Source organism: Leifsonia sp. Leaf264 (assembly GCF_001422325.1).
In the GTDB taxonomy this organism is placed as follows: Bacteria; Actinomycetota; Actinomycetes; order Actinomycetales; family Microbacteriaceae; genus Orlajensenia.
The window spans coordinates 129,474-141,664 of the sequence record NZ_LMMR01000001.1; the positions used below are offsets into that span (position 1 = coordinate 129,474).

Sequence of the window (12,191 nt, forward strand, 5' to 3'; positions counted from 1 at the left end):
CCCCGGTTTTTCACGCTGGAGAAACTCTAGTCGTGGAGCTCTCAGCCCTTGGCGAGAGCGCCGTAGCGGAACTTGAACGACGCGTCGAGCGTGTCCTCGGTTCCGGTGACGTCGGTTCCGGTGACGGCGACCTGAGCACCCTGGAGCAGCGGGATGGTCGACAGCTGGGCCGCGACCTTGTCCTGGATCTCCTCGATGATCTTGGTGCGCTCGGCGGGGTCGGTGGTCGTGGCCTGCTTGAGGATCAGGTCGTTGACCTCCTTGTCGTCGTAGTGGTTGCCGAGGAAGTTCTCCGTGAGGAAGAACGGCGTCAGGTAGTTGTCGGCGTCCGAGTAGTCGGGGAACCAGCCGAGCTGGTACTCCGGGTACACGTCGGTGGTGCGGTCCTTGGAGTACTGCACCCACTCGGTGGTCTGCAGGTTCACCGTGAAGAGTCCGCTCGACTCGAGCTGGTCCTTGACCAGTGCGTACTCGTCACCCGACGAAGGACCGTAGTGGTCGTTCGAGTACTGCAGGTTGAGCACGACGGGCTCGGTGATGCCGGCAGCCGTGAGGGTCGCCTTCGCCTTGTCGGCATCCGGAGCACCCTGTCCGTCGCCGTAGAGGCCCTTGAGGGACTCCGTGGCACCGGTCAGGCCGGCGGGGACGTAGGAGTACAGGGGCGTGTAGGTGCCCTTGTAGACCTGGTCGGCGATCTCGTCGCGGTCGACGAGGTCGGCGACCGCCTGGCGCACGGCCAGAGCCTTGGCCGGGTCGGCCTCGGGGGTCTTGGCGCCGAAGGCCTGGGTGTCGAAGTTGAAGACGATGTAGCGGATCTCTCCACCGGGTCCGTCGACGACCTTCACCTTGTCGTTGCCGCGAAGGCTGTCGATGTCGGTGGCGGACAGGCTGCGGAACGCGACGTCGATCTCGCCCTCCTGCACGGCGAGCTTGAGGTTCGACGCGTCGGCGTAGTACTTGACGTTGACGGTTCCGGTCTTCGCGGGCTCGAGGACGCCCTTGTAGTCGGGGTTCGCCTTGTACTGGATGAGGTTGTTGAAGTCGTAGCTCGAGATCGAGTACTGACCCGCGAACGCCTTGCCCTTGACGATGTCGTCATCCGAGGTCAGCGCGTCGGGCGAGAAGACGTCCTCGTCGACGATCGGGCCGGCGGGGCTCGACAGGATCTGCGGGAAGACCTGGTCGTTGGCCGACTTGAGGTGGAAGACGACCGTGGTGTCGTCGACGGCGTCGGTCGACTCGAGGTTGTAGAGCAGCGACGACGGGCCGTTCTCGTCGGCGATCTTCAGCTGGCGGTCGAACGTGAACTTCACGTCGGATGCCGTGAGGTCGTTGCCGTTGGCGAACTTCAGGCCGGGCTTGAGCTTGACCGTGTACTCGGTCGGCGCGGTGAACTCCGCGGACTCCGCGATGTCGGGCTCGACGTCGGGGCTGCCGTACGGCGTGTTCATCAGGAAGGGGAACACCTGGTTCATGACGGCGAAGGAGCCGTTGTCGTACGAGCCGGCCGGGTCGAGGACGGTGATCTTGTCGGTCGTGCCGATGGTCAGCGTTCCGCTGGAGCCGGAGTCCTTGTCGGACCCGCCGCCTGCGGCACAGCCGGAGAGCGCGAGAGCAGCTGCGGTGAAGCCCGCGGCGACGATGATGGCGCGCTTGCCGGTCTTGGATGCGGATGTCATATCCGTCTACCTCTTCCTGTCGATGTGTGATGCACGATGCACGCAGGGCTGTGCCCCGGATGAATCACGCGTACACCTAGAACTAACACACGCGTGTTTCCCGGATGTGTTTCGAGGCACCTTCTGCGCTCAAAGGTTACAGAGCTGCAATCATGTTGCGTCGATGCTTGACCCGGCGCGGGATGATGCGCGTCGAGGTCATTCCTCGCGCAGGGCCCGTCGCTCGGCCTCGAGCTGCACCAGGCCGCGCTGCAACGCAGTGTAGGTCTCCCGATCGGTCGCGTCGGTGCGTTGCAGCCGACCGAGCAGCTCGCTCTTGCGGCGCAGCAGGTCGCGATCGACCAGCGAGAGCGCGACCCCGCGCGCGTAGCCGGCGAGCTCGCGTTCGCTTCGCTCGGGGATGGGCGCGACGGCCAGCTGCTGCACGAAATCGCGCAGGGGTTCGGGCACCTCGGTCACGACCCGGCCGAGCCAGTCGGGCTGGTCGATGGAGTCGACGGTGCCGGCGATGCCGTCCCGCACGACCCCGAGCGATGCGTTGGAGAAGCCCGTCTGAGTCGCCCGACGGATGAGGTCGACTCCGACGAGGGACGGATGCTGCAGGATGGCCATCACGGCATCGCGCTCCAGTCGCGTCGCCGGATCGCCGGGCAGCTCGGTGATGGAGTACGGCCGCTGCTCGACGACCGGGGCGGCCTCGCCCTCGCGCAGCGGCGCTGCAGCAGGCTCGCTCCTGTCGCGCCGACCGCGCGCCGCGGCGCCGGTCACCGCGCGCTGCACCTCGCCGAGCTCGGCCCCGAGCATGCGGGCGAGCTCGCGGGTGTACCCAGGACGGAGGGCGGCGTCGCGGATGTCGGCCACGACCGGCGCGGCGGCGCGCAGGCCGGCTGCGCGTCCCTCGACGGTCTCGAGGTCGTACTGTGCAAGCTGGTTCTTGATGACGAACTCGAACATGGGGCGCTTCTCGTCGACGAGTCGGCGCACGGCGTCGTCGCCACGGTGGATGCGCAGGTCGCACGGGTCGAGTCCGTCGGGGGCGACGGCCACGTAGGTCTGGGCGGCGAAGCGCTGCTCCTCGCTGAACGCGCGCATGGCGGCCTTCTGGCCTGCGGCATCCGGATCGAAGGTGAAGATGACCTCTCCCCCGACCGAGTCGTCGCCGAGCACCCGGCGCACGACCTTGATGTGCTCGACCCCGAAGGCGGTTCCACAGGTGGCGACGGCGGTCGTGACGCCGGCGAGGTGACAGGCCATGACGTCGGTGTAGCCCTCGACGACGACGATCTGGCGTGCTCGGGAGATGTCGCGTTTGGCGAGGTCGAGCCCGTAGAGCACCTGGGCCTTGTGGTACACCGGCGTCTCGGGGGTGTTGAGGTACTTGGGGCCGGGGTCGTCGTCGAGCAGCTTGCGGGCGCCGAAGCCGACGGTCTGGCCGGTGATGTCGCGGATCGGCCAGACGAGCCTGCCCCGGAAGCGGTCGTAAATGCCGCGGTCGCCCGTCGACACGAGGCCTGATGCCGCGAGCTCGTCGTCCTTGAATCCTCGGCTCCGCAGGTGCTTGGTCAACTCGTCCCAGCTCTTCGGGGCGAAGCCGACGCCGAAGTGCGCTGCGGCGTTGGCGTCGAAGCCGCGCTCACCGAGGAAGCGCCGACCGGGATCGGCTCCCCCGGTGCGCAGCTGGTCGACGAAGAACTCAGCCGCAGCGGCGTTGGCCGCGAGCAGTCGGGCGCGGTTGCCCTGATCGGGCGTTCCCCCGCCGTCCTCGTAGTGCAGCTGGAAGCCGATCCGCGCCGCCAGCCGTTCGATGGCCTCGGCGAAGGTGACGTGGTCCATGCGCTGCAGGAACGAGATCACGTCGCCGGATTCGCCGCATCCGAAGCAGTGGTAGAAGCCGACCTGCGGCCGCACGTGGAAGCTGGGGCTGCGCTCGTCGTGGAAGGGGCAGAGGCCCTTCATCGAGCCGACGCCGGCCGACTTCAACGAGACGTAGTCCCCCACGATGTCGGCGATGTTCGTGCGGCTCTTGACCTCATCGATGTCTCCTTGACGGATGCGGCCGGCCATCCTGCAATCCTACGGGCGCGGGCGTGCGCATCCGTCCCCCAGCTCGGGGCTGGGGGACGGATGCGCGCTGGTGTCTGCGTCGGGAGGCGTTCAGGCCTCGGCCTGCACGAGCACCTGCTCGGCGCGCTCCGCGCTGCCCTCGGCGAGCCCGCGATCGATCGCCCGGCGGGAGGCGAGCCACATCACCAGGCCGACGACGAGGACGATGCCCTCGGAGACCGTCAAGGACCAGATGATGCCGGGCAGGCCGAACCACAGGTTGCCGAGGATCACGATGGGGATGAAGAGCACTCCCTGCGCCATCGACATGACTATCGCCGACGTCGCCCGCCCCGTGGCCTGGAACAGCGAGGTGATGAGGCCGGTGAAGCCGTTGACGATCATCGCCACGAGTTGGGCCGTGAGGATCGTGACGCCGATCACCAGAACCGACGGGTCTGCGACGAAGGCCGAGAACACCTGCTCGCGGAAGACGAACACCGTGACCGAGGAGATCAGGACGATCCCTCCGACCGTGAGCGCTGACACCCGCAGTGCCGAGTGCAGACGGGCGCGGTCACCCTTGCCGTACGAGTAGGCCAGCAGAGGGAGCACGCCGAGCGTGACGCCCATCACCAGGAACTCCGGCACCTGCGCTATGCGCACGGCGACGCCCATCGCCGCGAGGGCACTGTCACCGTAGGCGACGGCAAGGTTGTTGAGCACGAGCGAGGTGACGATGAGGAACGCGGACTGCAGAAGCTCGCCGACGCCGACCCCGAAGACCGGCTTGAGCACTGCCGGCGCCAGTGTGAACCACCGCGGTGCGAGGCTCACGTGCTCGCTGTTGCGCTGCAACCAGATGACGAAGTACAGGACGACGCCGAGGTTCGACAGGCCCATCGCCAGCGCAGCGCCGGCGACGCCCCAGTGCAGGACGAGGATGAACAGGACGTCGAACACGACGTTGGCCACGGTGGACGCGATGAGGCCGACCATGACCTGACGTGCCGCGCCCTCGGCGCGCACGATCTGCTCGAGGCAGAAGGCGGCGGCGAGCACGGGAACGAAGAGGAGCATGACGGCGACGTACGCGCTGGTCGACGGCACGGCTGCAGCATCCGCACCGAGCAGTGAGACGAGCGGCTGGAGGAAGACCAGCCCGATAGCCCCGAAGACGGCACCGGCGATCACCGACCCCCAGACGGCGAATGACGAGACGTGCTTGATCTCGCCGGCCTGGGCCGGATCGTTCTCGGCCGCACCGAGGAGACGGGAGATGAGCGCACCGCCACCGACGCCGAACACACCGCCGATCGCCATGACGAGGCCGAGTAGCGGAGTGCCGAAGGTGATGGCGGCGAGGAGGGTCGGGTCGTGCTGCGAGCCGACGAAGCCGGCGTTGATGACGTTGTAGACGGCGCCGACGATCATGGCGGCGGCCATCGGCACGCAGAGGTGGACGAGAGCGCGCACGATCGGTGCGGCGGAGAGGTACCAGCGGTTGGTGCCGACGGCATCGGCCGTGGCCGGGGATTCGAGTGAAGTTGAGGTGCTCATGACTGCTCCTTTCCGGGCAGGCTCGAGCGCGCGCCGACGGACGCCGGCACGGCGGGGGATGTTGAGGGGGCGCGGGCGGGCTTGGCGAGCCCGCGCTCAGCGGACGATTACGGCCGCGTCGGTTGCGGAAGCTCCGCGGTGATCTTCGACAGGAGGGCGAACAGGGTGTCACGCTCCGACTGGTCCAGCGGCGCCAGGATGAGGTCGTCGGCCGAGGCCATGGCTGCGTCGAAGCCTTCGATGAGCTCGACGCCGGCGGGCGTCGCGTACACGCGCTTCCGTCGTTCGTCGCCGCCCTCCGTGCGACGCTCGACCAGGCCGCGGCGTTCAAGACCCTGAAGGAGGCTCGAGACGCTTGCCGGGCTGGTGCGGCTCACCTGTGCGATGTCGCGCTGGATGGAACCGGGGTTCTGCACCAGGTAGCCGAGCACGAAGCCCTGCTCGAAGCTGATCTCGCGTTCGCGGATCCAGTCCTCTCCGGCCTTGCGCTGAGCCCAACCCACCCAGCGCAACAGCCCGAGGCTGGTGGCAGGGGCGCGTTCTGTTTCATCCATGATCAGAACTCTAACAGTTAGATATCAAACTGTCAAAGGTCTAACAGAAAGTCGCCATCGCGACGGCGCTCAGTCCTGGACGAGCCGCTCGTACCAGGCGAGGGCCGACTGGTCGGTGAGACTGGCGACCTGATCGACGATCACGCGCTTGCGGGCTGCCTCATCGGATGCCGCGTGCCAGTCGCCCGCGAACCCGACGTCGAGGTGCTCATCGCCGGCGGCCCACAGCACGTCGGCGAGTGACTTGAGCACCTGCCGCTGCTGCTTGTAGATGGGCTGCCGCGTGTTCTTCGACATCACGAACGCGGCCACGATGCCCTTGAGCACGGCGATCTCGGTCTTGACCGAGCGCGGAACGACGACATCCGCGCCGAACCGCGCCAGGACCGCCTGCGGTGCCGCCTGACGGGTGGCCTCGGTGGCCGCATGCGCGAAGCGGCCGATGAGCTCGCTGGTGAGGTTCTTCAGTCGCGCCTGGTCGCGGCGGGTCCCGTCCCAGGTGTCGATCCAGAGCGGCAACTCCTCGAGGCGGTCGAAGGCGCCCATGAGTTCATCGTGGCTGTACTCGCCTCCGATCCACTCGTACATGGAGTCGACGAGGGCGTCGTGCTCGGAGCGGCTCGCGAGGGCGGGGATGTCGATGAAGCCGTTCACGACGGCGTCCTCGAAGTCGTGCACGGAGTAGGCGATGTCGTCGGAGAGGTCCATCACCTGGGCCTCGATGCACAGCCGGCGATCGGGGGCATCCGCCCGCAGCCAGGTGAAGACGTCGATGTCGTCGCTGTAGAAGCCGAACTTGTGGCGTCCGCTGGGATCGGTGACGCTCGTCGCCTCAGGCCACGGGTACTTGCAGCTGGCGTCGAGGCTGGCCCGGGTGAGGTTGAGCCCGTAGCTGCGGCCGTCGTCGCCGAACACCTTGGGCTCGAGTCGGCTGAGGAGTCGAAGGGTCTGGGCGTTGCCCTCGAAGCCGCCGATGTCGCGCGACCACGAGTTGAGGGCGCGTTCGCCGTTGTGGCCGAACGGCGGGTGCCCGAGGTCGTGGGCGAGGCAGGCCGTGTCGACGACGTCGGGGTCGAGCGACAGGCTGGTGGCGAGCTCTCGGCCCACCTGCGCGACCTCGAGCGAGTGGGTGAGGCGGTTGCGGGCGAAGTCGAGCCCGGCCGTGGGGCTGAGCACCTGCGTCTTGGCAGCCAGCCGGCGCAGCGCGCTCGAATGCAGCAGCCTGGCGCGGTCGCGGGCGAAGTCGCTGCGACGCGTGGAATGATCCTCGGGCAGCCAGCGCTCGGCGTCACGCACGCCGTAGTCGCCGGATCCCGGCTCAGCCGCCACTCGTGTCCAGTTCGGCGTCGTTCAGGGTCGTGCGCTCGGTGCCGACGAGCTCCTGCGAATCCAGCCAGCCCTGCGGCAGCGACGGGCTCTTCGGGGTGCCGGCGCGACCGCGCGGGCCTTCAGCGCCCTCGCCGGGGTACGGCTGGTCCCAGTCGAGGGTGCCGAGCAGGTCGTCGAGCATCGCCAGGGACTCGACCGTCGCCAGGCGCGCACGCAGGTCGCCGCCGACGGGGTAGCCCTTGAAGTACCAGGCGACGTGCTTGCGGATGTCGCGGCATCCGCGGTCCTCGTCGTCGAAGAAGTCGACGAGCAGCTCGGCGTGCCGACGGAAGGTCTCGGCGACCTGGCCGAGGTTGGGCTGGAACGAGACCGACTCGCCCCTGAAGGCTGCAGCGAGGTCTCCGAACAGCCACGGCCGGCCGAGGCATCCGCGGCCCACGACGACACCGTCGCAGCCGGTCTCGCGCACCATGCGCAGGGCGTCGTCGGCCGACCAGATGTCGCCGTTGCCGAGCACGGGCGTTCCGGTGATGGTGTACTTGAGCTTCTCGATGGCCGACCAGTCGGCGTGGCCGGAGTAGAACTCGGCGGCAGTGCGGGCGTGCAGGGCGATCGAGGCGACGCCGGCGCCCTCGGCGGCCCGCGCGGCCTCGAGGTAGGTGAGGTGGTCGGAGTCGATGCCCTTGCGCATCTTGATGGTCAGCGGCACGTCGCCGGCAGCCTTCACGGCGCCCTCGACGATCTGGCGGAACAGGCCGAGCTTCCACGGGAGAGCCGCTCCCCCGCCCTTGCGCGTCACCTTGGGCACGGGGCATCCGAAGTTCAGGTCGATGTGATCGGCGCGGTCCTCGGCGACGAGCATGGTCACGGCCTCGGCGACGGTCTTCGGATCGACGCCGTAGAGCTGGATGGAGCGGGTGGTCTCGCTCTCGTGGTGAGTGATGAGACGCATCGACTCTGGTGTGCGCTCGACGAGGGCGCGGCTGGTGATCATCTCGCTGACGTAGAGGCCGGCGCCGAACTCGCGGCACAGGCGACGGAACGCCGTGTTGGTGATGCCCGCCATCGGAGCGAGCACGACGGGCACGTCGAGTTCGAGCGGCCCGATGTTCAGGGGCGCCTGCGTGAGAGTGGTTGCGGAAGTCATGTGCCTCTATTCTCCCAGATGACGACTGCTTCTCGAACTGCGGGGTACTGATGACTGAAGAGATCCGATTCGACGGCCTCGAGGGAACGGAACGGGTGGCGGCGGATGCCGCTGCTCGAGGGCTCGCCGTCGAGATCATCGAGCGCCCCGCGGCATCGAGCCTGGCCGAGGCCGCCGAGCTGATGGGCATCAGGCCGCTCGACATCGTGAAGACGCTGGTGGTCAAGCGCAGGGACGACACCTACCTGTTCGCCCTGGTTCCCGGCGGGCGCAAGATCTCGTGGCCGAAGCTGCGCTCCCTGCTCGGGGTGAACAAGCTGCAGATGCCGGATGCCGACCGCGCGCTGGCCGCCACTGGATACGAGCGCGGCACCATCACGCCGCTGGGGTCGCGCCACGAGTGGCCCGTGGTGGCCGACGTATCGATCGTCGGTGCGCGTGTTGCCATGGGTGCCGGAGCTCACGGTCACAGCGCCTTCGTCGACGCGGATGCACTGATCGCCGCTTACGGGGCGCAGGTCGCCGACATCACCGACCCGGAGTAGCAGGTCCGTTGGTCGAGTAGGCCGCGACCGAAGCGAGTCGCCGTGTCGAGACCACATTGGTGGCGCCGGGATCGCGGATCTCGACATGCGTCCTCGCTGCGCTCGGGCGCTACTCGATCACCAGGGCGCTCAGAAAGAGCAGCTGTCGCCTTCGCAGACCGGAGCTGCCGCATCCGTCACCATCGGGAGGAGCAGCGGCTTGAGGAGCGGCGCGACCGTAGTCGTGGCCGCAGCCGATATGTCGTCGCTCATGCCCCGACCTGCTCCCGCTCGCCGGCGATCTGCTGGATCGCCTGCGTGAACACCTCGGAGGGCTGAGCGCCGGAGACGCCGTACTTGCCGTCGATCACGAAGAACGGCACGCCGTTGATGCCGTAGGCGCGGGCCTGGTCCATGTCGGCCTGCACGTCGGCGGCGTAGCGCCCGCTCTCGAGGGCGCTGCGAGCCTCATCGGCGTCGAGGCCGACCTCGGTGGCGTAGGCGACGAGGTCGTCGGTGCGGTTCACGAAGCCGCCCTCCTCGAAGTAGGCCGCGAGCAGGCGCTCCTTCAGCTCGAGCTGCTTGCCGTTCGCCTTGGCGAAGTGCAGCAGCTCGTGGGCCTTGAGGGTCTTCGTGTGCTTGACCTGGTCGAAGTGGTAGTCGAGGCCGGCCTTGGCCGCGATGCCGGTGACGTGCTCGAGCATGGCCTCGACCTGGGCGACGGGCATGCCCTTGGCCTTCGACAGGTACTCGGTGGTGGAGCCCACGAAGTCGGCCGGGGTGTCGGGAGAGAGCTCGAAGGAGTGGTACTCCACCTCGACCTCGGGCCCGTCGGTTCCGAGGGCGGCGATGCCACCCTCGAGGTTGCGCTTCCCGATGAAGCACCACGGGCAGGCGATGTCGGACCAGATGTCGATCTTGATGGGTTCACTCACCCTGGGGGCAACCGGGGTGGCGGCATCCGTATTCCCGACTCTGGCTGCCGCGTCTACAGGACGAGACCGAGGATGAGGCCCTCACCGGCATCATCGGCGGCGTGGTCCTGCAGAACGTGGACGCCTGCGATCAGCGGGCGGCCTCTGCCGTCGGGGCGTCGACAGCGCCGCCGAAGCGCCTGTTGCGGGAGGCGTACAGCCCGATGGCCTCCCAGAGCTGTTCCCGTCCGAAGTCCGGCCAGAGGGTGTCGAGGAACACCATCTCGGCGTAGGCGGACTGCCACAGCAGGAAGTTCGAGGTGCGCTGCTCCCCCGAGCTGCGCACGAACAGGTCGACGTCGGGCATCTCGGGGTTGTAGAGCCGCTTGGCGATCAGTTTCTCCGAGACCGCTGACGGACGGATGCGGCCCGCCGCCACGTCGTCGGCGATCGAGCGCACGGCATCCGTGATCTCATTGCGTCCCCCGTAGTTGACGCACATGGTGAGGGTGAGCGCGCTGTTGCCGGCCGTCATCTGCTCGGCGAACTGCAGCTCCTCGATGACGCTCTTCCAGAGGCGCGGCTTGCGACCGGCCCAACGGATGCGAACGCCCCACTCGTTCAGCTGATCGCGGCGCCGGTGCAGCACGTCGCGGTTGTAGCCCATGAGGAAGCGCACCTCCTCGGGTGAGCGCTTCCAGTTCTCGGTGGAGAACGCATACACGCTGAGGTGCTTCACGCCGATCTGCAGGGCGCCGGCGACGACGTCGAGCAGGGCCACCTCTCCGGCCTTGTGCCCCTCGATGCGCGTGAGGCCGCGCTGATTCGCCCAGCGTCCGTTGCCGTCCATGACGACGGCGACGTGATCCGGCACGGCCTTCTTCGGCAGTTCGGGCGGGTAGATGCCGGTCCAGTCGACGGGCACGTAGGGAACGGCGTCCTTATGCGTATAGGGCTTCGGACTCACGAACTCTCCCTGGAGACGTGCGGCAGCGAGCGGAGGCCGCGCTCGAGGTGCCACTGGGCGTAGGCGGCCACGATGCCACTGGCCTTGGATCTGGTCGACTCGGTCGCGGCCTCGGCCGTCGGCCAGTCGCCCTCGACGAGCGCACCGAGCAGGCCGATCGTGGCGGCATCCACCTTGGGTGCTCCCGGAGGCGCGCAGTCGTCGCAGACGACGCCTCCGAGCTGGACGACGATCGAGTGGTGCGGACCGACCGTCGCGCAGCGTGCGCAGTCGGTGAAGGTGGGCGCCCATCCGGCGACGGACAGGGCCCGCAGGAGGTAGGAATCGAGGGTCAGCGTCGGCGCGTGCTCCCGGCGTGACAGCGACCGGAGGGCTCCGACCAGGAGCAGGTACTGCTGCAACGAGCCCTCGGCCTCAGTGACCCTGTCGGCGGTCTCGACCATGACGGATGCCGCTGTGTAGCTGCCGTAGTCATCGGTGATCAGCGTGCCGTAGGAACCGAGCGACTCGGCCTGGGTGATGACGTCGAGCGTGCGACCCTCCCACAGCTGCACGTCGGCGACCATGAACGGCTCGAGCCTCGCCCCGAACTTCGAGGCGGTGCGGCGCACCCCCTTCGCGACGGCGCGCACCTTGCCGTGCTGGCGCGTGAGCATGGTGACGATGCGGTCAGCTTCACCCAGCTTGTGGGTGCGCAGCACGACGGCTTCATCACGGTAGACAGGCACCCGTCGATCATCCCACCGTCTGGTCGCAACACCGCGCGGGCCGGGCCGATCGCCTTGGTATACATGACGGGTGCACACCAGTATCTTCACCATCCCGCTCTGGCTCGACCTGACGGCGGTGGCCATCGGCGCCATCCAGGGCGCCATGTTCGCGGGGCGCATGAAGGAGCACCGCATCGACCTGCTCGGCGTCACGATCATCGGCTTCGTCGTCGGACTGGGCGGTGGTCTCCTGCGCGACATCCTGCTCAACGTGACTCCGGCGATGATGCAGACGAACTGGTACCTGCTCACCGCCGTGCTGGCTGCGCTGGCCGGAATGCTGCTGCAACGCATCTTCAGCAGGCTGAACACCGTGATCATCGGCCTCGACGCCGTGACCATCGGCCTGTTCGGCGCGATCGGCACGACCAAGGCCCTCGCCTACGGTGTGCCCGTGGTGCCCGCCGTGTTCGTGGGAGTCATCGCCGCCGTCGGAGGATCGATCCTGCGCGACATGATCCTGAACCTGCCGATCGCGCTCATGCACGTCGGCTCCCTCTACGCCGCTGCGGCCGCGGCGGGCACGATCCTGTTGGTCGTGCTCGCCGCGGCCGGTGTCGACATCACCGCCGCGGGGATCGCCTGCGTGGTGGTGACGACGCTCATCAGGTTGTTGGCCGTGAAGTTCGGATGGAGCCTGCCGGAGCAGCGCGCGATCGGAAGCTGGATGCGGTGGCGGCGGGGCTAGCGCCCTGCTTCGGCGC

Annotated in this window: 12 protein-coding genes; 2 read left to right on the forward strand and 10 right to left on the reverse strand. The window is 68.1% G+C overall.

What is annotated here, in order from left to right; all coding sequences use genetic code 11:
* Positions 1–41: 41 nt before the first annotated feature.
* The 6 genes from ASF30_RS00640 to dusB form a co-directional block, all read right to left on the reverse strand.
* Positions 42–1,679 carry an ABC transporter substrate-binding protein gene (locus ASF30_RS00640; RefSeq protein ID WP_055900093.1) on the reverse strand — a complete coding sequence of 546 codons (1,638 nt, stop codon included), beginning with the start codon at positions 1,677–1,679 and terminating at the stop codon, positions 42–44.
* 198 nt (positions 1,680–1,877) lie between these two features.
* Positions 1,878–3,743: a DNA primase gene (dnaG, locus tag ASF30_RS00645; RefSeq protein WP_055900096.1), complete on the reverse strand. Its 1,866-nt coding sequence runs from the start codon at positions 3,741–3,743 to the stop codon at positions 1,878–1,880.
* A 90-nt stretch (positions 3,744–3,833) separates the two neighbouring features.
* Positions 3,834–5,282 (reverse strand): MATE family efflux transporter, encoded by a 1,449-nt coding sequence (locus ASF30_RS00650; RefSeq protein WP_055900099.1) that lies wholly within the window; start codon positions 5,280–5,282, stop codon positions 3,834–3,836.
* A 107-nt stretch (positions 5,283–5,389) separates the two neighbouring features.
* Entirely contained in the window at positions 5,390–5,836 is a 447-nt protein-coding gene (locus ASF30_RS00655) for a MarR family winged helix-turn-helix transcriptional regulator (protein WP_055900102.1), read from the reverse strand.
* 69 nt (positions 5,837–5,905) lie between these two features.
* On the reverse strand, positions 5,906–7,165 hold the full coding sequence (locus ASF30_RS00660) for a deoxyguanosinetriphosphate triphosphohydrolase (RefSeq protein WP_055900105.1): 1,260 nt from the start codon (positions 7,163–7,165) through the stop codon (positions 5,906–5,908).
* The gene (gene dusB / locus ASF30_RS00665) at positions 7,155–8,312 is read right to left on the reverse strand and encodes a tRNA dihydrouridine synthase DusB (RefSeq protein WP_055900108.1); all 1,158 of its coding nucleotides are present in this window, start codon (positions 8,310–8,312) and stop codon (positions 7,155–7,157) included. Before dusB ends, ASF30_RS00660 begins: the two co-directional genes overlap by 11 nt.
* Positions 8,313–8,362: 50 nt before the next feature.
* Here dusB and ASF30_RS00670 point away from each other — a divergent pair, with 50 nt between their 5' ends.
* Positions 8,363–8,857 (forward strand): aminoacyl-tRNA deacylase, encoded by a 495-nt coding sequence (locus ASF30_RS00670; RefSeq protein ID WP_055900111.1) that lies wholly within the window; start codon positions 8,363–8,365, stop codon positions 8,855–8,857.
* A 129-nt stretch (positions 8,858–8,986) separates the two neighbouring features.
* On the opposite strand, the gene ASF30_RS23445 is transcribed toward ASF30_RS00670, so the two are convergent.
* From ASF30_RS23445 to recO, 4 genes are all read right to left on the reverse strand, one after another.
* Positions 8,987–9,109, reverse strand: a complete 123-nt coding sequence (locus ASF30_RS23445; protein ID WP_268765515.1) for a hypothetical protein — start codon at positions 9,107–9,109, stop codon at positions 8,987–8,989.
* Entirely contained in the window at positions 9,106–9,771 is a 666-nt protein-coding gene (locus ASF30_RS00675) for a DsbA family oxidoreductase (RefSeq protein ID WP_055900114.1), read from the reverse strand. Before ASF30_RS00675 ends, ASF30_RS23445 begins: the two co-directional genes overlap by 4 nt.
* A 130-nt stretch (positions 9,772–9,901) precedes the next feature.
* A complete protein-coding gene (locus ASF30_RS00680) occupies positions 9,902–10,717 on the reverse strand; it encodes an isoprenyl transferase (RefSeq protein WP_055900117.1) in 816 nt (271 codons plus the stop codon).
* On the reverse strand, positions 10,714–11,445 hold the full coding sequence (gene recO, locus ASF30_RS00685; RefSeq protein WP_055900120.1) for a DNA repair protein RecO: 732 nt from the start codon (positions 11,443–11,445) through the stop codon (positions 10,714–10,716). Before recO ends, ASF30_RS00680 begins: the two co-directional genes overlap by 4 nt.
* Positions 11,446–11,515: 70 nt before the next feature.
* Here recO and ASF30_RS00690 point away from each other — a divergent pair, with 70 nt between their 5' ends.
* Positions 11,516–12,175, forward strand: a complete 660-nt coding sequence (locus tag ASF30_RS00690; RefSeq protein ID WP_055900123.1) for a trimeric intracellular cation channel family protein — start codon at positions 11,516–11,518, stop codon at positions 12,173–12,175.
* The last annotated feature ends 16 nt before the right edge of the window (positions 12,176–12,191 follow it).

What these genes read in the sequence shown, in the direction of transcription:
- ASF30_RS00640 (WP_055900093.1), bottom strand. Translation starts at nt 1,679, where the DNA reads ATGACATCCGCATCCAAGACCGGCAAGCGCGCCATCATCGTCGCCGCG.
- dnaG (WP_055900096.1), bottom strand. Translation starts at nt 3,743, where the DNA reads ATGGCCGGCCGCATCCGTCAAGGAGACATCGATGAGGTCAAGAGCCGC.
- ASF30_RS00650 (WP_055900099.1), bottom strand. Translation starts at nt 5,282, where the DNA reads ATGAGCACCTCAACTTCACTCGAATCCCCGGCCACGGCCGATGCCGTC.
- ASF30_RS00655 (WP_055900102.1), bottom strand. Translation starts at nt 5,836, where the DNA reads ATGGATGAAACAGAACGCGCCCCTGCCACCAGCCTCGGGCTGTTGCGC.
- dusB (WP_055900108.1), bottom strand. Translation starts at nt 8,312, where the DNA reads ATGACTTCCGCAACCACTCTCACGCAGGCGCCCCTGAACATCGGGCCG.
- ASF30_RS00670 (WP_055900111.1), top strand. Translation starts at nt 8,363, where the DNA reads ATGACTGAAGAGATCCGATTCGACGGCCTCGAGGGAACGGAACGGGTG.
- ASF30_RS23445 (WP_268765515.1), bottom strand. Translation starts at nt 9,109, where the DNA reads ATGAGCGACGACATATCGGCTGCGGCCACGACTACGGTCGCGCCGCTC.